This window comes from Curtobacterium sp. PhB172 (assembly GCF_003752545.1).
Lineage (GTDB): Bacteria > Actinomycetota > Actinomycetes > Actinomycetales > Microbacteriaceae > Curtobacterium.
Genome location: NZ_RKIF01000013.1, coordinates 117,696 through 135,896 on the forward strand (window position 1 = coordinate 117,696; position 18,201 = coordinate 135,896).

At 70.4% G+C, this 18,201-nt stretch carries 20 protein-coding genes and 1 tRNA gene; 8 read left to right on the forward strand and 13 right to left on the reverse strand.

Annotated features, from left to right (window positions below):
- Window positions 1-18: 18 nt before the first annotated feature.
- Window positions 19-960, reverse strand: a complete 942-nt coding sequence (locus EDF42_RS18475) for a carbohydrate ABC transporter permease (protein ID WP_123291849.1) — start codon at window positions 958-960, stop codon at window positions 19-21.
- Window positions 961-975: 15 nt separating this feature from the next.
- Complete coding sequence (locus EDF42_RS18480; RefSeq protein WP_228506149.1) at window positions 976-1,953, reverse strand: carbohydrate ABC transporter permease; 978 nt, start codon at window positions 1,951-1,953, stop codon at window positions 976-978.
- Between the two features lie 200 nt (window positions 1,954-2,153).
- Here EDF42_RS18480 and EDF42_RS18485 point away from each other — a divergent pair, with 200 nt between their 5' ends.
- A complete protein-coding gene (locus tag EDF42_RS18485; protein WP_333925394.1) occupies window positions 2,154-3,386 on the forward strand; it encodes a Gfo/Idh/MocA family protein in 1,233 nt (410 codons plus the stop codon).
- Between the two features lie 74 nt (window positions 3,387-3,460).
- On the forward strand, window positions 3,461-4,474 hold the full coding sequence (locus EDF42_RS18490; protein ID WP_260235567.1) for a LacI family DNA-binding transcriptional regulator: 1,014 nt from the start codon (window positions 3,461-3,463) through the stop codon (window positions 4,472-4,474).
- A gap of 57 nt (window positions 4,475-4,531) precedes the next feature.
- Here the strand turns inward: EDF42_RS18490 and EDF42_RS18495 are convergent, their stop codons facing one another.
- Both EDF42_RS18495 and EDF42_RS18500 read right to left on the reverse strand, forming a co-directional pair.
- Window positions 4,532-5,041, reverse strand: a complete 510-nt coding sequence (locus tag EDF42_RS18495) for a hypothetical protein (protein WP_185042166.1) — start codon at window positions 5,039-5,041, stop codon at window positions 4,532-4,534.
- A 14-nt stretch (window positions 5,042-5,055) separates the two neighbouring features.
- A complete protein-coding gene (locus EDF42_RS18500) occupies window positions 5,056-5,517 on the reverse strand; it encodes a helix-turn-helix domain-containing protein (RefSeq protein WP_123673944.1) in 462 nt (153 codons plus the stop codon).
- A gap of 85 nt (window positions 5,518-5,602) precedes the next feature.
- Here EDF42_RS18500 and EDF42_RS18505 point away from each other — a divergent pair, with 85 nt between their 5' ends.
- Together EDF42_RS18505 and EDF42_RS18510 are read left to right on the forward strand one after the other, a co-directional pair.
- The gene (locus EDF42_RS18505) at window positions 5,603-6,298 is read left to right on the forward strand and encodes an SDR family oxidoreductase (protein WP_123673946.1); all 696 of its coding nucleotides are present in this window, start codon (window positions 5,603-5,605) and stop codon (window positions 6,296-6,298) included.
- Window positions 6,299-6,566: 268 nt separating this feature from the next.
- Complete coding sequence (locus EDF42_RS18510; protein ID WP_123338587.1) at window positions 6,567-6,890, forward strand: hypothetical protein; 324 nt, start codon at window positions 6,567-6,569, stop codon at window positions 6,888-6,890.
- A 12-nt stretch (window positions 6,891-6,902) separates the two neighbouring features.
- Here EDF42_RS18510 and EDF42_RS18515 read toward each other — a convergent pair whose 3' ends face one another.
- The 5 genes from EDF42_RS18515 to serS form a co-directional block, all read right to left on the reverse strand.
- Window positions 6,903-7,466 (reverse strand): GrpB family protein, encoded by a 564-nt coding sequence (locus tag EDF42_RS18515; RefSeq protein WP_123673948.1) that lies wholly within the window; start codon window positions 7,464-7,466, stop codon window positions 6,903-6,905.
- Window positions 7,463-8,005: a GNAT family N-acetyltransferase gene (locus tag EDF42_RS18520; protein WP_123673950.1), complete on the reverse strand. Its 543-nt coding sequence runs from the start codon at window positions 8,003-8,005 to the stop codon at window positions 7,463-7,465. The genes EDF42_RS18515 and EDF42_RS18520 overlap by 4 nt, the downstream gene beginning before the upstream one ends.
- Window positions 8,005-8,092: transfer RNA gene (locus tag EDF42_RS18525), tRNA-Ser, on the reverse strand. Before EDF42_RS18525 ends, EDF42_RS18520 begins: the two co-directional genes overlap by 1 nt.
- Window positions 8,093-8,180: 88 nt before the next feature.
- Window positions 8,181-9,044 carry an HAD-IIB family hydrolase gene (locus tag EDF42_RS18530; protein ID WP_123338584.1) on the reverse strand — a complete coding sequence of 288 codons (864 nt, stop codon included), beginning with the start codon at window positions 9,042-9,044 and terminating at the stop codon, window positions 8,181-8,183.
- On the reverse strand, window positions 9,041-10,303 hold the full coding sequence (serS, locus tag EDF42_RS18535) for a serine--tRNA ligase (RefSeq protein WP_123291841.1): 1,263 nt from the start codon (window positions 10,301-10,303) through the stop codon (window positions 9,041-9,043). Before serS ends, EDF42_RS18530 begins: the two co-directional genes overlap by 4 nt.
- Window positions 10,304-10,375: 72 nt before the next feature.
- On the opposite strand from serS, the gene EDF42_RS18540 reads away from it, so the two are divergent.
- Entirely contained in the window at window positions 10,376-11,452 is a 1,077-nt protein-coding gene (locus EDF42_RS18540) for a diacylglycerol kinase family protein (RefSeq protein ID WP_123673952.1), read from the forward strand.
- A 353-nt stretch (window positions 11,453-11,805) separates the two neighbouring features.
- On the opposite strand, the gene pheA is transcribed toward EDF42_RS18540, so the two are convergent.
- Genes pheA through EDF42_RS18560 form a run of 4 tightly spaced genes read right to left on the reverse strand, consistent with a single transcriptional unit; the run spans window position 11,806 to window position 15,245 of the window.
- Window positions 11,806-12,762: a prephenate dehydratase gene (gene pheA / locus EDF42_RS18545; RefSeq protein WP_123338582.1), complete on the reverse strand. Its 957-nt coding sequence runs from the start codon at window positions 12,760-12,762 to the stop codon at window positions 11,806-11,808.
- A 53-nt stretch (window positions 12,763-12,815) separates the two neighbouring features.
- Window positions 12,816-13,361 carry a MarR family winged helix-turn-helix transcriptional regulator gene (locus EDF42_RS18550; RefSeq protein WP_123338581.1) on the reverse strand — a complete coding sequence of 182 codons (546 nt, stop codon included), beginning with the start codon at window positions 13,359-13,361 and terminating at the stop codon, window positions 12,816-12,818.
- Between the two features lie 28 nt (window positions 13,362-13,389).
- Window positions 13,390-13,839 (reverse strand): hypothetical protein, encoded by a 450-nt coding sequence (locus EDF42_RS18555; protein ID WP_123673954.1) that lies wholly within the window; start codon window positions 13,837-13,839, stop codon window positions 13,390-13,392.
- Window positions 13,836-15,245, reverse strand: coding sequence for a molybdopterin-dependent oxidoreductase (locus EDF42_RS18560; RefSeq protein WP_185041072.1), 1,410 nt, complete (start codon window positions 15,243-15,245; stop codon window positions 13,836-13,838). Before EDF42_RS18560 ends, EDF42_RS18555 begins: the two co-directional genes overlap by 4 nt.
- A 21-nt stretch (window positions 15,246-15,266) precedes the next feature.
- On the opposite strand from EDF42_RS18560, the gene EDF42_RS18565 reads away from it, so the two are divergent.
- From EDF42_RS18565 to EDF42_RS18575, 3 genes are read left to right on the forward strand one after another with little or no spacing between them, the layout of a single operon-like run.
- The gene (locus tag EDF42_RS18565; protein ID WP_123338579.1) at window positions 15,267-16,706 is read left to right on the forward strand and encodes a glycosyltransferase family 87 protein; all 1,440 of its coding nucleotides are present in this window, start codon (window positions 15,267-15,269) and stop codon (window positions 16,704-16,706) included.
- A gap of 5 nt (window positions 16,707-16,711) precedes the next feature.
- Window positions 16,712-17,758, forward strand: a complete 1,047-nt coding sequence (moaA, locus tag EDF42_RS18570; protein WP_123338578.1) for a GTP 3',8-cyclase MoaA — start codon at window positions 16,712-16,714, stop codon at window positions 17,756-17,758.
- A 3-nt stretch (window positions 17,759-17,761) separates the two neighbouring features.
- Window positions 17,762-18,001 (forward strand): MoaD/ThiS family protein, encoded by a 240-nt coding sequence (locus EDF42_RS18575; protein WP_123338577.1) that lies wholly within the window; start codon window positions 17,762-17,764, stop codon window positions 17,999-18,001.
- Window positions 18,002-18,201: the final 200 nt, after the last annotated feature.

An 18,201-nucleotide genomic window follows, 5' to 3' on the forward strand; every position in this document is an offset into this window, starting at 1 on the left:
GTCCTGTCCGAGCCGGGGCTACTTGATCCCGGAGAAGCCGATGGAGTTGACGATCCGCTTGGCGAAGACGCCGAACAGCACGATCATCGGGAGCGCCGCCACGAGGGTCGCGGACATCAGCCCGGCCCAGTCGGTGCCGGACTGCGGGGACTGCGACTTGAAGACGCCGAGTGCGACGGTGAGCACCCGCGAGCTGTCGGTGTACGACACCATGAGCGGCCAGAAGTAGTCGTTCCAGCTCGTGATGTACGTCAGCACGGCGAGCGTCGCGATCGGTGCGGCGGCCATCGGGATGACGAGCCGGAAGAACACCCGGACCTTGCCCGCGCCGTCGATCAGCGCGGCCTCCTCGACCTCCTTCGAGATGCCGAGGAAGAACTGCCGCAGGAAGAACACCGCGAACGGGGTCATGAACATCGTCGGCAACGCGATGCCGAGCAGGTTGTCGACGAGCCCGAGCTGCTTGATGAGCGTGAAGTTCGGCAGCAGCGTGAAGATCGCGGGCACCATCAGGCCGGCGAGGAACACCCCGAAGACCTTGTCGCGTCCGGGCCAGCGCAGTCGGGCGAAGGCGTACGCGGCAGCGGCCGAGAAGAACACCTGGCCGACCGTGACGAGCGTTGACACGATCACGGAGTTGAGCAGGTACCGCCAGAAGTTCAGGGCGGCGCCGGAGCCACCCTGGGCGAGGGCCTCCTCGGTGGACTGCAGGCCGAGGACCCGCTCGAATCCGCCCAGGCTGAACCCGACGGGCAGCAGCGACGTGGGGTCGGAGTTGATCGCACCGTTCGACGACAGGGCGGTGCGCAGGATCCAGTAGAACGGGAACAGGGTGACGACGATGACGATGATCATCGCGACCCAGGCGAGGACGCGGCCGACCGACGGACGGCGACGGTGGCCGGCTCCGGGACGGGGCGGACGCTTCGTGGTGACGGAACGGGTGAGGGTCGTGGTCATGGTGCGGCGCTCCGTTCAGTCCAGGTCCGATTCACCCGAGCGGGTGAGGCGGTACTGGATGATCGTGATGATGCTGAGGACGATGAGGAGCGCGACCGAGACCGCGGACGCGTAGCCGAACTGGAACCGGCCGAACGCCAGGTTGTAGATGTAGTTCTGCACGACGTTCGTGGCGTTCGCGGGGCCGCCCTGCGTGGTGACTGCGACGGTGTCGAACACCTGGAACGACCCGATCACTGTGATGATGAGCACCAGCGACAGGATCGGGCGGAGCAGCGGCACCGTGATGCGCCAGAACATCTTCCACTCGCTCGCACCGTCGATGCGGCCGGCTTCGTAGACCGTCTCGGGCAGCGATTGCAGGCCGGCGAAGATCAGGAGCGCCGTGTAGCCGACGTGCCGCCACACGTTGATGAGCGCGATCGACGGGATGCCCCAGACGTCGCTCTGCAGGAACGGGATGCGGTCCAGGCCGAGGGCCGCGAGCATCTCGTTGCCGATGCCGAGCTGGGTGTCGAGGATCCACAGCCAGACCAGCGCCGCGACGACGTTCGACACCAGGTAGGGCGCCAGGACGATGCCGCGCACGAAGGTCGACTTCGTCAGGCGGTGCATCATCACGGCGATGAACAGTGCGACGACCGTCTGGATGACGATGTTGATGAGCACGTACTCGATGGTGACGACCATCGAGTGCCAGAAGATCGAGTCCTGCACGAGCCGCGCGTAGTTCTGCAGCCCGGTGAACTCCGGCTCGGTGAGGAGGTTGTAGGACGTGAAGCTCAGGTAGATGCCCCGCACGGTCGGCCAGGCGAGGAACACCACGAAGCCGATCGCGGCCGGCGCGATGAACAGCAGCGCGAGCCACAGGTCGTTCCGGGGACGGCGGCGGCGTGGGACGGTGGTACGGGCGAGCGGGAGGTCGGCTGCCCGACTCCTCCGTCTCGTGCTGGCGGTCGTCAAGGGTGACGACACAGGGCTCTCGGTGGCCATCGCGACTCCTTCGTCTGCGGTGGACTGACGTGCAGCAGTCCGTGAGCCGGGAATCTACACGTGGTGACACCGGGTGGCAAGAGGCTCTTCCGCGCTCCGAATCCGGGGTTGTCACGTGTAGACAATCGTGTCAGGATGGCGGTCGATCGCATCGGCGCGACCTGCCCGGCGACGCATCCCTCACCCTGGAAAGGTCACTGATGATCTCTGTCGGAATGGTCGGCGCGGGCCAGTTCGCCCCCCAGTTCGCCAAGCTGTTCAAGCTCCACCCGGACGTCGACCGCGTCTTCGTGACCGACCTCGTCGACGACCGCGCGTCGGAGCTCGTCGAGTCGCAGCACCTCGACGGCACGTTCGCCGACTTCGACGCCGTGCTCGCCTCGGACGTCGACGCCGTCGCGATCTTCACGCAGCGCTGGACGCACGGTCCGCTCGTCGTCAAGGCGCTCCGCGCCGGCAAGCACGTCTACTCGGCGGTGCCGATGGCGATCTCGGTCGACGAGATCCGCGACATCATCGAGGCCGTCCGCGAGACCGGGCTCACCTACATGATGGGCGAGACGAGCTACTACAACCCCGCGACGGTGTTCGCCCGCAAGCAGGTCGCCGACGGCGCCTTCGGCCGGGTCTTCTACTCCGAGGGCGACTACGTGCACGACATGGACCTCGGGTTCTACGCCGCGTACCAGTTCAGCGGTGGCGAGGACTGGAAGCGCACCGCCAGCTACCCGCCCATGCTGTACCCGACCCACTCGGTCGGCGGCGTCCTCGGCGCCATCCCCGGACACGCGGTCAGCGTCAGCTGCATCGGCGTCAAGGACGACCGGGGCGACGGCGTCTTCGACAAGGACGTCAGCCAGTTCGACAACGACTTCTCGAACGCCACCGCCCTGTTCGAGCTCGACAACGGCGGCGTCATGCGCATCAACGAGATGCGCCGCGTGGGCTACCCGTCGCACATCCGCGAGTCCCGCTTCCGCTACTTCGGCACCGAAGCGAGCTTCGAACAGCTCGCGAAGACCAGCGTCTGGCAGGACAAGGAGGACTCGCACGACATCAGCGACAAGATCAACACGCAGGCGACGATGGACCTCGACGACCCGCGTCTCGCCGGCGTCGACCCCTCGCTGCGCGACGCGTTCGTGTCCGGCTACGCCGAGGTGCACGACACCGACCGCCTGCCCGCCGAGTACGCCGGCGTGCCGACCGGGCACGAGGGCTCGCACCAGTTCCTGGCCGACGACTTCGTCCGCGCCGTCGTCGACCGGACCCTGCCGCCGGTGAACGCCTGGACCGCCGCACGCTTCACGCTGCCCGGCATCATCGCCCACCAGTCGGCCCTGCAGGGCGGTGCACGCCTCGAGGTGCCGGACTTCGGGGACGCCCCGGAGACGACCTCGGCGGTGCCCTCGTCTAGTATCGCCAGCGAATAGCAAGTGGTGTTCGGGTGTCGGTCCGCACGGGCCGGCACCCGAACGCGACTTCCGAGCCGACGAAGGTGGCACCCGTGAGCGTCCCGACGACCCCGAGGGCGGTCACCCGCGCCGACGTCGCCCGGTACGCCGGCGTGAGCACCTCCGTCGTCAGCTACGTCGTGCACGACGGCCCCCGCCCCGTCGCGGCGGCCACCGCCGCCCGGGTCCGTGACGCCATCCGGGTCCTCGGCTACCGCCCGAACGCCAGCGCCCAGGCCCTGCGCACCGGGTCGTCGAAGATGCTCGGGCTCATCGTGCCCGAGCTCGACAACCCCTTCTGGTCCGAGCTCGCCGTGGAGGTCACCCACGCCGCGGCCGCCCGCGGCTACGACGTCCTGCTCGCCAACAGCGACGGCGACGCCAGCCAGGAGCGCGAGCGGCTCCGCAGCCTGTCCGCCCGGCAGGTCGACGGCATCATCCTGACGAGCATCATGACCCACCCGGACCTGTCCAACGTCTCCGACCCGGGCATCCCACTCGTCCTGCTCAACACCTTCTTCGAGGTGCCCGACTACGCGAGCATCGGCGTCGACGCCCTGCGCGGCGCGTACGACGGCACCCGCCACCTGGTCGAGCACGGCTACGGGTCGATCGGCCTGGTCATGGGGCACGCCGGGTCGATGGAACTCCGTGAACAGGGCTGGATGCGGGCCCTGCGCGACGCCGGGCTGCCGGACGGCCCGATCGTGCGGTGCGACTTCACCCGACGGGGCGGGTACGAGGCCGGCCTCCGCATGTTCGCGGACGGGACGGGCCCCCGCGCCGTCTTCGTCAGCTCGGACATGCAGGCCGTCGGTGTGCTGCGGGCACTGTGGGAACTCGGGCTGCGCGCACCGGAGGACGTCGCGATCGTGTCGTTCGACGGCGGTGCCGAGGCGGACTACACGAATCCCCAGCTCACGACGGTCCGGCAGCCGATCGAGACGATGGCCACCGCCGCCGTCGACCGTGTGCTCGGGCTCGACGCGGACAACCAGTGGCACCGCGACCTGGTGCCCGCCGAGTTGGTCCTGGGCGCGAGTTGCGGGTGCGACGTGCGTCGCTGACGCACCCACCAGACGGACGGGAGGCGCGGGGCGGGCCCGCCAAGGGCCTCCCGTCCGTCAGCTGGCCGTGTTCACCTTCATGCCGCCTCGTGATCGCTTCCACCACGGCCGGCGTTCCGCCTCCTCGTAAGCGGCCAGCCAGACGGCAGCGACCCGTGACTTCAGCTGCCGAACGATGGCGCTGAGGAAACAGACGACGAAGAAGATCACCGTCGCGGTGACGATCACGACGTAGAACACGAGGCTGAACCCGAAAGCGGTGTCGGAATCCGATGCCGCGATCGATGAGATGACCGATGATGCGGTCGCCGCCAAGATGGCGAACATCGCTGTCCCCGCTCCGAGCAGCTGCAAGAACAGGCCTGGACCGAGCTGCGACCGATCTCGCAGTTCCCCGAGGACCTTTTGCCGCAGATCCGCGTCCTTCGCTGCGCGTAAGTACGCAGTTACGTCCGCCTCGGTCGGCACGCGCCCGTTGGTCCGCTTCGGCATGAAGTGCTTCCATCGATCCTGCTCGGGCGAGGTGTCGGTTCGGTCTTGTTGTCCCACATCGACGGCTATCGGCACCGCACACGATTGCGTCACGTGTCGGACGCACGCTCCGTCACGGCGGTGAGCCGCTGGAGCGGCACACGCTGCTGGGACTCCTGCGTCACCGCGACCGCTTCGACCGGTTCGCCGGACTCGGTGTCGACGAAGCGCAGGTCCGACATCAGCTCGGACGGCCGGTACCGGTCGGCCCAGCCGCCGAGCGCCAGCAGCACCAGCGAGAGGTCGCGGCCGGCGTCGGTGAGCACGTACTCCTCGCGCGCCCGGGCACCCTCCGGCTTGTAGGTCGTGCGCTCGAGCACTCCCCCGTCGACGAGGGAGGCCAACCGCGCGGTCAGGACTTCGCGCGGAACGCCGAGGCTCTGTTGGAACTGACTGAAGCGCGTCGAACCGGCGAGGGCGTCGCGCACGATCATGAGCGTCCACTTCTCGCCGAGGACGTCGAGGGACCGTGCGATGGGGCAGCGCTCGTCGCCGCCGAGGATGCCGAGCATGCGTTCATCTTAGCTGGGTTCGATTTCCGGACACAACGTGCTAGGTTCGGTTTCCGTACTCAACTTCTCTCGTCTGGAGCCCCTCATGACCGACCTCACCAACGCCATCGTCCTCGTCACCGGAGCGAACGGCGGCCTCGGCGCCGAGTTCGTCCAGCAGGCCCTGGACCGCGGCGCCGCCAAGGTCTACGCGACCGCCCGCACCCCGCGCACCTGGGACGACGAGCGCATCGTGCCGCTCGCCCTCGACGTCACGAGCCAGGAGAGCGTCGACGCCGCAGCCCGCGCGGCCGCGGACACCACGATCGTCGTGAACAACGCCGGGATCGCCGGCGCCGACCCGCTCGTCGACACCTCGGTCGCGGAGGTCGAGCGCATCTTCGCGACGAACGTCTTCGGCGCGCTCCGTGTCGCCAAGGCCTTCGCTCCCACGATCGGCGGCGGCGCGCTGATCGACGTGCACTCGGCCCTGAGCTGGGTCGCCCTGGCCGGCGCGTACTCGGCGTCGAAGGCGGCGTTCTGGTCGATCACGAACTCGCTCCGCCTCGAGCTCGCACCCCAGGGCACCCAGGTCGTCGGCGCGCACCTCGGCTACACCGACACCGGCATGACGGCGGGGCTCGACGTCGAGAAGTCCGACCCGGCCGACATCGTCCGGCTCATCTGGGACGCCGTCGAGGCTGGCGAGCACGAGGTGCTGGCGGACCAGGTCAGCCGTGACGTCCGCGCCGGGCTCAGTGCGCCGCTGACGGCGCTGTACCCGGCGCTCGCGACGGCTTGATCGGTTCGGTGACCTCATGTCAGGCCGTATAAGGCGGAGTTGTATACGGCCTGACACAGACTTACGCCATGGTCGATGGACGCGGCTCTACGACTACCGACGCCTGGATCTCCTGACCGATGAAGAGACGCGCTACGCGCTGACGAACCCGACTGAGCGGGTCGGCGTCGCCTGGGAAGCGGGCGCGCTGCAACTCGCCGTCCGTTCCATCCGGGGGTATCCCTACTTCGCGCAAGCATGTGGCAAGCACGTTTGGGATGCCCGCTCGGTGGAGGACTCCATCGACGTCGAGTCTGCGGAGATCGGCGTGCTCGCTGCTCGCGACGAGGTGGACCAGGGGCTCTACCAGTCACGTTGGGACCGCGCGACGCCGAAGCAGCGCGAACTCATGCAGGCGATGGCGCTCGACGACGAAGACCGCTCGGCGATCCAGGATCTCGTCGCTCGGACCGGCAAGACCCGGACCAGCGATCTCTCGGTGTCCCGGAACGAGCTCATCAAGAACGGTCACATCTACGCACCAGACCGGGGCTACCTCGCCTTCACCGTGCCCGGCATGGCGGACTTCATCCACCGAAGCGCGAAGGCCTGACGGGTCTCGGGGTCAACCGCGGGCGCCTCTGTCGGTGATGTCGCGGTTGACGGCGGTGATCGCGGCGCGCTCCTCGACGGAGATGCCTGCGGCAGCCAGGACACGACCGAGCACGCCGCTCTTGCGCTCGATGTAGTCGTCGATGTCCTCGGCTTCGGCGGCCGCTCGGCGCTTCACGGCGGCGTACTCGTCGCGCAGGGCCGGGTCGGCGCGCAGCACGTCACGAACAGCGAGGTGGTTGCGCAGCGAGAGCGATCCGGCGGTGGCGACGTAGGTGTTGCTCGGGGCGAAGCGCTCGGGTGTCCGGAAGGCCTGCCGGTCGGGGACGCCGAGGTCTCCCCGTGGCTCGAAGCCGATCGAGGCCATCGCTGCGACCGCCGCCGCGACGTCGCTGGCGTTGACCACGATGTCGACGTCGATCACGGGCTTCGCCGCGAGGCCGGGCACCGACGTGCTGCCGACGTGTTCGATGCTGCGGTACCGAGCGCCGGCGGCGTCGAGGGCTGCGGCGTACGCGTCCCGCAACACCGCGAACCGCTCGGGCCACGACGGCTGGTACTCGACGACCTCGATCATCGAGCGCGCCGTGTGGCAGGAGGGGGTGCGAGCAGTTGGAACATGACGTGGTCGCGCCAGGCTCCGTTGATCTTGATGTACTCCGGCGCGAACCCGTAGCGCTCGAACCCCGCGGACTCGAGGGCACGCTGCGACCCCACGTTCTCCGGCAGCGTCTCGGCCTGCACCCGGTGGAGTCGGAGGACGTCGAACGCGTGGGCGGCAGCAGCGGCGACGGCGCGGGAGGCGTGCCCCTGGCGCAGCCGATCGGCACGGATCCAGTACCCCATCGCACACGACTGCAGGGCTCCGCGGGTGATGCCGCTCAGCGTGATGCGCCCGAGGAGTTCACCGTCGGTCGACTCGATCACGAACGGGGCCGCGGTGCCGGCGCGCTCCGCGGCGAGCGACTGCACGATGACGTCGTGCTGGCCCTGCTCGGTAAAGTACGCCGGTGCCCGGGACGGCTCCCACGGGCGCAGGTGCTCGGCGCTCCCGGTGATGACGGCGGCGAGCGTCGCCGCGTCGTCGACGCGGAGCAGGCGCAACCGGGTGTCCATGGCGGAGGGTGTGGGATTCGAACCCACGAGACATCTCTGCCCACCTGTTTTCAAGACAGGCTCCATCGGCCGCTCGGACAACCCTCCAGTGACGCGACCACGTGGCGAGACGTGACCGCGTCCCGGGAAGTCTAACGGGCCTCCCGTCCGCCGTGCGCGTCAGCGCATGCCGGGGTCAGCGCGGCAGGGAGTCGAGCGCCGCTGCCAGGCCGTCGTCGGACACGCCACCGGTGAGTTCGTTGCCGGCGTCCACGACGTCGTCGGGCGCCTGGCCCATCACGACGCCACGACCGGAGGTCGAGGCCCACCGGAGCATGTCGATGTCGTTGCGGCCGTCGCCCGCAGCGAAGACGCGCGACCGCGGGATGTCGAGCCACTCGCGCACGCGTTCCATCGCGGTGGCCTTCGTCACGCCCTCTGGTGCGATGTCGAGCCACGCGGTCCACCCGACCGTGTACGAGACCTTGTGCAGGCCCATGTCCTCGACGATCTGCAGGAACTCCTCGAGCCCGTGCTCCGGCGAGATCACGACGACGCGGGTGGCCTCGACCGTGAGCAGCTGCTCGAACGGCACCAGCTCGCCGGCGTTGGTCATGGTGTCGGCGGGGAAGTTCTCGGACAACCGGAAGTGGCCGGTCTCGTCCTCGACGCCGAAGGCCGCGTTCTCGAGGGCGCCACGGATGGTCTGCAGGACGTCGCTCGGGTCGAAGTGCTCGACGTGGATGCGCTCGTAGGACCCGTCCGGACGACGGGCCAGGGTCAGCGCACCGTTGGCGCAGACGAGGTACTTCGGCTCGATGCCGAGGGTCTCCAGCAGCGGAACCGTCATGCCCTCGCTGCGGCCCGTGGAGAGCATGACCTCGTGCCCGGCGGCCTCGGCATCGCGCACGGCGGCGACCACGGCCTCCGTGATGACGCCGTCCTCGCGCATCGTGGTGCCGTCGATGTCGAGCGCCACCAGCCACCGCTTCGTGCGGGCGGGAGCACCGGCGCCCGCGCCCTGCGCCGCACCGTCCACGAACCGCCCCTGCGCGCTCATCGGGGCTCGATCACCTCGACGCCACCGAGGTAGGGGCGCAGCACCTCGGGCACGACGACGGAGCCGTCGGCCTGCTGGTGGGTCTCGAGGATCGCGACGATCCAACGGGTGGTCGCGAGGGTGCCGTTCAGGGTGGCGACCGGGGCGGTCTTGCCGCTCTCGGTGCGGTACCGGATGTCGAGGCGACGGGCCTGGAACGTCGTGCAGTTCGACGTCGAGGTGAGCTCGCGGAACGTGCCCTGCGTCGGGACCCAGGCCTCGATGTCGTACTTCTTCGCCGCGCTCGTGCCGAGGTCACCAGCGGCGACGTCGATCACGCGGTAGTGCAGCCCGAGGTCCTGCAGCATCTGCTCCTGGTACGACACCAGCTTCTCGTGCTCGGCCTCGGCCTGGTCCGGGTGGACGTACGCGAACATCTCGAGCTTGTTGAACTGGTGCACGCGCAGGATGCCGCGGTTGTCCTTGCCCGCCGAGCCGGCTTCGCGCCGGTAGCAGGTCGACCAGCCGGCGTAGCGGTGCGCGGTCTTCTCGATGTCGAGGATCTCGTCGGCGTGGAAGCCGGCGAGGGCGACCTCGCTCGTGCCGGTCAGGTACAGGTCGTCGGCCTCGAGCCGGTAGACCTCGGCCGCGTGCTCGCCGAGGAAGCCGGTGCCCGCCATCGTCTCGGGGCGGACGAGCGTCGGGGTGATGAGCGGCTCGAAGCCGGCAGCGATGGCGCGGTCGAGGCCGAGCGACATGAGCGCGATCTCGAGCCGGGCGCCGAGGCCGCGCAGGAAGTAGAAGCGCGAGCCGGAGACCTTCACGCCGCGCGGGATGTCGATGATGCCGAGGTGCTCGCCGAGGTCGGCGTGGTCCTTCGGCTCGAAGTCGAACTCGGGCTTCGTGCCGACGGTGCGGAGGGTGACGAAGTCCTCTTCGCCACCGGCGGGGACGCCGGGCAGGACGACGTTCGGGATGGCGCGCACGACGGAGTTGAAGGTCTCCTCGGCCGCGGTGACGGTCGCCTGGGCTTCCTTCACCTGGGCCGAGAGCGCCTGGGCCTGCTGCACGAGCGCGGCCTTCTCGTCCTTCGGGGCCTTGGCGACGGTCTTGCCGAAGGCGTTCTGCTCGGCGCGGAGCGACTCGAACGCGGTGATCGCGCTGCGTCGGGCGGCGTCGGCGGCGACGGCCTCGTCGACCACGGCGACGGATGCGCGGCGGGACTCCTGCGAGGCCTTGATGACGTCCGGGTTGTCACGAAGCAGCTGGGGATCGATCACCGCTCCATCCTAGAGGCGGCGACATGGGGAGGAACCCGCCGCTCGCAGCGTCCGATCGGTACCGTTGATCCCATGTCGACCCCTTCGGAGACCGCGCCCGCGGACCAGGACGCCCTCCCCACCGAGCACCGGACGGCTGCGGTGGTCTACAACCCGGTCAAGGTCCACCTGCCGACCCTCAAGGCCACCGTGGAACAGCACCAGCAGGAAGCCGGCTGGGCCGAGACGCTCTGGTTCGAGACCACCGAGGAAGACCCGGGCGGGGGCATGGCCCGCGCCGCGCTCGCCGCGGGGGCCGACGTCGTCGCCGCCGCGGGTGGTGACGGTACCGTGCGCGCCGTCGCCGAGGTCGTGCACGGCTCCGGTGCCTCGCTCGCGCTGCTGCCGAGCGGTACGGGCAACCTGCTCGCCCGCAACATGAAGCTCCCCCTCGACGACCTGGCGAGCAGCGCGCACACGATCTTCTCCGGCCACGAGCGGGCGATCGACTTCGGACTGATCGGCATCGAGCGGCCCGACGGCGCCCGCGAGCAGTTCGGCTTCGTCGTGATGGCGGGCCTCGGGCTCGACGCCCGGATGATCGCGAACACCCGCCCCGAGCTGAAGAAGCGCGTCGGGTGGCTCGCCTACCTCGATTCGCTGCTGCGCTCCGTGCGGGACACCGACGGCTTCGAGTTCAAGTACCGGCTCGACGAGTCGGCTCGCAACGGTTCAGTGCGCGCGCACTCGGTCATCGTCGGCAACTGCGGCATGCTGCAGGCGAACGCGATGCTGCTGCCCGACGCCGAGATCGACGACGGCGTCTTCGACATCGTCGTGATGCGCCCCCGCGGCTTCTTCGGCTGGGTGCGGATCGGTGCCCGCGTGTTCTGGGAGAACGGGATCCTGCGCTGGTTCCGGCGTTCGGCGCTGTCCGAGACCCTGATCGGGCGACGCATCACCACGGCGGCGAAGCAGGAACGTCCGCTGCGCTACATGCGCGGCGAGGAGTTCACGCTGCGACTCGAGAAGCCCGACGAGTTCGAGATCGACGGCGACCCGGTGGGCGAGATCACGGCGTTCCGTGCGCGGATCGACCCCGGTTCACTGACGGTCAAGGTGCCGACGGTGGAGCCGCGGCCGAGCTGGGTGCGCGGCCGCAAGCGCTGAGCCGGGAGCTGGCCGCGCTGCACCGTGCGGGGTCGTTCGGCCTGTGCGAGGTTGCGCGGATCGGCCGATCACGCACGGTGCGGGTTTGTTCAGCACGTGCGCGGTTGAGCGGACCGGGGTGATCACGCACTGTGCGGGGTCGTTCGACTGGTGCGCGGTTGCGCGCTCGGTGCGAGGTTGTAGCGGCGCACGGAGCGGGCAAACTCGCACCGGCCGACAAGAGCCGCACCGTGCGCCAGACGCGCCGACCGACGAGCACAGCACCGACGAGCACAGTACCGACCGACCGACCGACGAGCACAGCACCGACCGTCAGCACAGCACCGGCCGACAGCACAGCACACCGCCGCGCGTCAGCCCGCGTCGGGCTCGCCGGACACGATCGCGCGCAGCCAGTCCCGCGCCTCGACGAACGCGGCGTCCGAGTAGCGCGCCGGCACCTCGGGCTGCGCGCCGTCGGCCCGCGGGTACGACCCGAGGAACGTCACGCGGGGGCTGAACCGCCGCAGGCCGAGCAGGGCGTCGGCCACGCGCTCGTCCTGCACGTGCCCGTCCAGGTCGATGACGAACCGGTAGCGACCGAGCTCGTCACCGATCGGCCGCGATGACAGCAGCCCCATGTTGATGCCGCGGGTCGCGAACTGCTCGAGCATGTCGACCAGGGCGCCGGGGTGGTCGGCCGGCAGCTCGACGATGACGCTCGTCTTGTCGGCACCGGTCGGTTCGGGCAGCGCCAGCGTCTTCGACACGAGGACGAAGCGGGTGACGGCCGAGGCGTTGTCGCCGATCGACGACGCGAGCACGACGACGTCGTGGTGGTCGGTGATGCCGGGCGGGGCGACGGCGGCGTCGGCGGTGGGGTTCGCCTCGAGCAGGGCGAGCGCGGCGGCGACGTTCGACGACGCCGGGATGTGGCCGTGACCGGGCAGGTTCGCCTCGAGCCAGTTGTGGGTCTGCGCGTACGCGACCGGGTGCGCGTTCACGGTGCGGACGTCGGCGAGCACGGTGCCGGGGCGCGCGACGAGCACGAAGTCGACCGGCACGAGGTACTCCCCCACGATCCGCACGCCGGGGATCCGGGCGAGGGCGTCCTGCGTTGCGCTGACGCCACCGTCGACGCTGTTCTCGATGGCGATGACCGCGCCGACCGAGCGGCCGGACATGACGTCGTCGAGGGCCTCACCGACGTTGTTGACGCTCCGCCAGGGCTTGCCGGCCGCGGCCTCGACGAGCTTCAGGGCCGCCTCGGTGAAGGTGCCGGCGGGTCCGAGGTAGGAGTACGTGTCGGACGGCGCGGCGGGGTCGGTCATGGGCCGAGCCTATTGCAACGACCGAGCCCGCAGACGCGGGCGCACAGCGCCGTTCAGTCGGTGCTGGCGCCGGTCAGCCGGGCCTCGCAGATCGCGGTGCCGTCGTCGTCCCGCGGGTACGTCAGGGCAGCGAACCGCCCCTCGGGGTCGAGCCGTGTGAGCAGTGCGGCCGCGATGCCGTCGAGCTGGACGACCTGCTCGTCGCTCAGGGCGTCGATCACGACGTGGCGTGCGGTGCGGACGTGGTCCGGAGCGGCATCGACGATCGTGGCGTACCCGGCGTCGGTGAGCCGGACGTCGGTCGCGCGGCGGTCCGAGGTCGAGGGGCAGCGCGTCACGAGTCCGCGCTTCTCGAGCCGGGACACCACGTGCGACAGCCGGGGCAGCGAGGCGTTCGTCGCCGAGGCCAACGCGGACATCCGCAGCGTGCGGCCGTCGGTCTCGGAGAGCATCGCGATGACCATGTAGTCGAAGTGCGTCAGGTCCGCGTCACGCTGGAGCTGCTGGTCGAGCGCCGCCGGCAGGAGTTCCATGACGGCCACGAGCTTCATCCACGCGCGCAGCTGCTCGCGGGTGAGCCACGGGGTCTCGTCGGTCATGGCTGCATCCTACCGAATGGTTGTCGGTTTAACCAGTGTCGCGTGAGCCGCGGACAGCAGACTGCCGCGCCCGGACCACCCCGACGACGAGCACCGCCACCACCACGAGCAGCAGCACCCCCTCGACGATCAGCAACCGCGTGCCGTAGTCGAACGGCAGGATCGTGGGGTTCTTCTGCCCGTGCCGCTTCGCCGCGATCTCGGGCAGCACCACGAGGGCGAGCACACTGCCGAGCACGATCACCGTCTGCACCACGACGAGCACCCACGCCCGGAGCGACCGCCCCGCCCGACGCAGGAGCAGTCCGGCGCCGACGACGAACGGCGACAGGATCGCGTCGTGCAGGATCACCGCGCCGAGCAGCCAGGTCGCCAGCCCACCGATCCGGTTCGGCTTGACCGACGTCACCAGGACGTAGGCGCCGAACGCGATCACCAGCACACCGAGCACGACGAGCACGATCCGTGTGGCCTTCACCGCAGCACCTCGATCTTCTCGATCCACTTGGTCTGCAGCACGCCCGGTCGCCCCGGGGCGATGATCCGCGCCGGGAACCCGTGGTCCAGGTCGAGCGTCGAACCGTTCAGCTCGAGCGCGACCAGGGTGGTCGGGTCCTCGGCGTACTCCGGCCCCATGTCCATGATCCGGTAGCCGCCGTGCCGTTCCAGGCTCGTGACGCGCACGTGCGATCCGGGTTCGGCCTGCACGGCGCCGAGCAGGTCACGCATCCGCACGCCCTTCCAGCTGCCCATCTGGCTCCACCCCTCGACGCACGAGATCGGCAGGTCGACCTCGGTGGTGCCGAGCGCGACGAGCTCCGCGCGCACGAAGGTCCGGGTCACGTCGGGCCCGACGACGGTCAGCGTCCAGTCCGCGGCAGTCGCGCTGGCGAGCACCCCCGCCGCGCGGGCGGTGCGGTTGACCGGCAGGCCGTTGGCGCCGAGACCGCGCTGGCGCGCGCCGAACACGTTGAACGGTTCGGCGAGCTTCGAGGACTGCCCCGCCGTCAGGGCGACGACGCCGACGACCGCGGCCGTCACGCCGCCGAAGAACCCGCGTCGTGCGATCCGCTGGCGTCGGCCCTGTGCGCGCTCGTCGACCGACCGGGAGGCCCGGGTCGGCTCCGGCGCATCGGCCACCGGTTCGTCCGGGGCTGCGTCGACCGCCTCGACCGCCTCGACAGCCTTGACCGCGTCGACGCCGTCGATCCAGCGGAACACGCGGCCGAGCAGGCCGGCGGCCGTGGACTGGGCCGTCTCGGCACCCGCAGCCGGCGGGGCGGACGCGGGGCGGGCCTCCCGTACCGGGGGAAGCAACTCGCTGCCGGACGCGGGGTCCGCGATGAACCGGCCCTGCTCGTCGTAGGAGTCGCGCTTCCGCCAGTAACGGGCGATCACCGGCAGCTTCGACGCGATGTGGATGATGAGCGACCCGATGATCACGTACGCCATCGCGTTGTGCACCTGGCGGAACGGGAACGGCCACGGGTACCACTGGTACGTGTTGAGCAGGCCGGTCGTGACCTGGATGATCGACGCCGACACGAGCACGGCGATCGACAGCCGCTCGAACAGGTGCAGCACACCGCGCACCGGCGGGACCTGCACCAGCGCGGGCATGACGGTGTTGAGCTTGGCCAGCAGCAGCGGGATGATCGCGATGCCGGTGGTGATGTGCAGGCCCTGGGTGAACTGGTAGAGCTGCGTCGGCCGGGTCGGGAACCGCATCCAGCCGAGGGGCTCCTGCAGCAGGTGACTGTAGATGCCGGTGCCGAAGCACACCACGAAGGCGATGCCGAGCAGTCGTCCGAGCACCACCGCAGAGCGCGCGTTCCGGTTCGGTGAGGCCAGTGCGGCCCGCGCCTCGAACAGCAGGTGCCGCACGCCCGCTAGCCTCGACGGACCATGAGCGACCGACTGCGTGCCGTCCGACCGTCCTCCGCCGTCGGACCCGGTGCCCGCCTCGCCGTCGTGGGCGCGGTCGTCGGGGTACTGGCCCTCGCGGGCGTCATCGCCTTCGGCGTCACGCATCTGGGGTTCCTCCGATCCGACACTCGTTCGTCATTCGTTGCGTGGACGCTGATCGCTTGGACGGTGTTCGTGATCGCCGTGCTCGCGCTGCGGTTCGTGCCCGCCCGGTGGATGACCGCCGTGGTCATGGTCGGGGCGGTGGTGGTCGGCCTCGCGGCGTTGGCCGGGCCCCCGAGCACCAGCACCGACTCGGCGCGGTACGCGTGGGACGGCATCGTCCAGCATGCCGGAGTCTCACCGTACGCGCACACCCCCCAGTCCACGGCACTGTCCGGTCTGCGGCCGGAATGGCTGTTCCCGGACAAGGTGAACGGCACGTGCGACGACCTCAAGCCCCGGTTCCGCGGCCTGGGCGACGGCGCGGACGGCCACTGCACCCCGATCAACCGGCCGGACGTGACGACGATCTACCCGCCGATGGCGCAGCTCTGGTTCGCCGGGGTCCGCGCCTTCGTGCCGGCCACCGCCCAGTACATGCCGTTCCAGGTGGCGGGCCTGCTCCTCTCGCTGGTCGTGACCGTCGCCCTCGTCGTGGTGCTGCGGAAGACGGGTCGCCCGACGTGGTGGGCAGCGCTCTGGGCCTGGTCGCCGCTCGTGGCGTCCGAGGCTGTGACGAACTCGCACGTCGACGCCCTCGGCGCGGCGCTCGCGACCGCGGGTGCCGTCCTCGTCGCGTTCGGTCGACCGATCTGGGGCGGGATCGCGCTCGGAGCGGCCACGGCCACCAAGCTCATCCCGGCGATCGTGTACCCGCCGTTGCTCGGCCGGTGGCGTTCCTGGTGGGCGATCCCGGTCGGCATCGCCGTGTTCGGACTGCTCTACGTGCCCTACGTGCTGACGACGGGGCTCGACGTGCTCGGGTACCTGCCCGGCTACCTGAGCGAGGAGGGCTACGAGGACGGCTCCCGGTTCGCCCTGGTGTCGCTGGTGTTCCGGGGCGACGCCGCGACCGTCGTGGTCGGGCTCGCCGTGCTGCTCGCCGCCTTCGTGGCCTGGCGGCTGTCCGACCCGTCGCGGCCGTGGTCCGGTGAGGTGCTGATGATCGGCGTGACGTTCCTCGCCGTGACGCCGCGCTACCCCTGGTACGCGCTGCTGCTCATCCCGTTCGTGGTGCTGTCGGGGCGGTGGGAGTGGCTGTCGATCGGGCTCGCCATCGCGCTGCGCGGGGTGTGGCCGTCGACGGACGCCTACCGGTGGTGGCTGCTCGCCGCCGTGGCCGTCATCGTGGTGGTGACGCTCCTGCGCACGAGCCGGTCGGACTGGCGGCGCTGGTGGGAACGGCTGTCGTTCCGGCGCGTCGAACACGTACGCTGAGCCGCATGGCACCCGCGACCCTGCTCGGCACGACCGTGGACCCGGCGTCCGCCGGGCTCGTCGACCGCTTCGGGCGCCGTGCGATCGATCTGCGGGTGTCGCTGACCGAACGGTGCAACCTGCGCTGCACGTACTGCATGCCGGCCGCCGGGCTGCCCTTCGCCCCCGACGACGCCCTGATGACCGCCGCCGAGATCGAGCGGCTGGTGCGGATCGGGTCCTCGCGCTTCGGCGTGCGCAAGGTGCGCTTCACCGGTGGCGAGCCGATGCTCCGGCACGACCTGGTCGACGTGATCGCCCGGTGCGCCGCGCTGCCCGACGCCCCGGAGCTGTCGCTCACCACGAACGCCATCGGTCTCGCCCACCGCGCCCAGGCCCTGTACGACGCCGGGCTGCGGCGCGTGAACGTGTCGCTCGACACCGTCGACCCGGACGTGTTCACCACCGTGACCCGCCGCCCGTTCCTCGACAAGGTGATCGCCGGGCTGTCCGCCGCCCACGACGCCGGCCTCGACATCAAGGTCAACGCGGTGCTGCTGCGCGGGATCAACGACGAGGCCGCGCCGGAGCTGCTGCGCTGGTGCCTCGACCGCGGCTACGAGCTGCGGTTCATCGAGCAGATGCCGCTCGACCCCGACCACGCCTGGGACCGCACCGAGATGGTGACCGCTGCCGAGACCCGGGCGCTGCTGGCGTCGTCGTTCGTGCTGACGCCAGACGAGGCACCGCGTGACGGCGCCCCGGCCGAGCGGTACCGGGTGCAGGACGCGCGCTCCGGTGCGTCACTCGGCACCGTGGGCATCATCGCGAGCATCACCGAGTCCTTCTGCGCCGACTGCACCCGCACCCGGTTGACCGCCGACGGCAACGTCCGGAGCTGCCTGTTCTCCGACGCCGAGACCGACGTGCTCGGCCCGATGCGCGCGGGGGTCTCCGACGACGACCTGGCCGAGCTGTGGCGCCGGGCGATGTGGGCGAAGCCGCGCGACCACGGCGACGACAGCGACGAGCTCGTGCACCCGACGCGCGGCATGAGCGCGATCGGCGGCTGAGCGGTGACCACGATCCGGTTCTTCGCCGCTGCCCGGGCGGCAGTGGGCGCGGACACGCTGACCACCGCGGCCGGCACGCTCGACGAGGCGCTGCGCGAGGTCACCGCCGCCGACCCGTCGCGCTGGAGTGCGCTGCAGGAGCGGTGCTCGTACCTGGTCGACGGCGTGACCACCCGCGACCGGGCCACCGCGCTCGATGGTGTCGCGGTCGTCGACGTCATGCCCCCCTTCGCCGGCGGCTGAACGGCCCCTCGCCCGTTCTTTCCCAGAACGCACGCGATGCCTGGTGCTTCCGGGCGTACCGGGGCAGAACTTCCGACCAGGTATGCCCGATCCAACCAGGTACGCCGGGGGGGGGGGGGGGGGGGGGGGGGGGGGGGGGGGGGGGGGGGGGGGGGGGGGGGGGGGGGGGGGGGGGGGGGGGGGGGGGGGGGGGGGGGGGG

What these genes read in the sequence shown, in the direction of transcription:
- EDF42_RS18475 (WP_123291849.1), bottom strand. Translation starts at nt 960, where the DNA reads ATGACCACGACCCTCACCCGTTCCGTCACCACGAAGCGTCCGCCCCGT.
- EDF42_RS18480 (WP_228506149.1), bottom strand. Translation starts at nt 1,953, where the DNA reads ATGGCCACCGAGAGCCCTGTGTCGTCACCCTTGACGACCGCCAGCACG.
- EDF42_RS18485 (WP_333925394.1), top strand. Translation starts at nt 2,154, where the DNA reads ATGATCTCTGTCGGAATGGTCGGCGCGGGCCAGTTCGCCCCCCAGTTC.
- EDF42_RS18500 (WP_123673944.1), bottom strand. Translation starts at nt 5,517, where the DNA reads ATGCTCGGCATCCTCGGCGGCGACGAGCGCTGCCCCATCGCACGGTCC.
- EDF42_RS18505 (WP_123673946.1), top strand. Translation starts at nt 5,603, where the DNA reads ATGACCGACCTCACCAACGCCATCGTCCTCGTCACCGGAGCGAACGGC.
- EDF42_RS18515 (WP_123673948.1), bottom strand. Translation starts at nt 7,466, where the DNA reads ATGATCGAGGTCGTCGAGTACCAGCCGTCGTGGCCCGAGCGGTTCGCG.
- EDF42_RS18520 (WP_123673950.1), bottom strand. Translation starts at nt 8,005, where the DNA reads ATGGACACCCGGTTGCGCCTGCTCCGCGTCGACGACGCGGCGACGCTC.
- EDF42_RS18530 (WP_123338584.1), bottom strand. Translation starts at nt 9,044, where the DNA reads ATGAGCGCGCAGGGGCGGTTCGTGGACGGTGCGGCGCAGGGCGCGGGC.
- EDF42_RS18540 (WP_123673952.1), top strand. Translation starts at nt 10,376, where the DNA reads ATGTCGACCCCTTCGGAGACCGCGCCCGCGGACCAGGACGCCCTCCCC.
- pheA (WP_123338582.1), bottom strand. Translation starts at nt 12,762, where the DNA reads ATGACCGACCCCGCCGCGCCGTCCGACACGTACTCCTACCTCGGACCC.
- EDF42_RS18550 (WP_123338581.1), bottom strand. Translation starts at nt 13,361, where the DNA reads ATGACCGACGAGACCCCGTGGCTCACCCGCGAGCAGCTGCGCGCGTGG.
- EDF42_RS18565 (WP_123338579.1), top strand. Translation starts at nt 15,267, where the DNA reads ATGAGCGACCGACTGCGTGCCGTCCGACCGTCCTCCGCCGTCGGACCC.
- moaA (WP_123338578.1), top strand. Translation starts at nt 16,712, where the DNA reads ATGGCACCCGCGACCCTGCTCGGCACGACCGTGGACCCGGCGTCCGCC.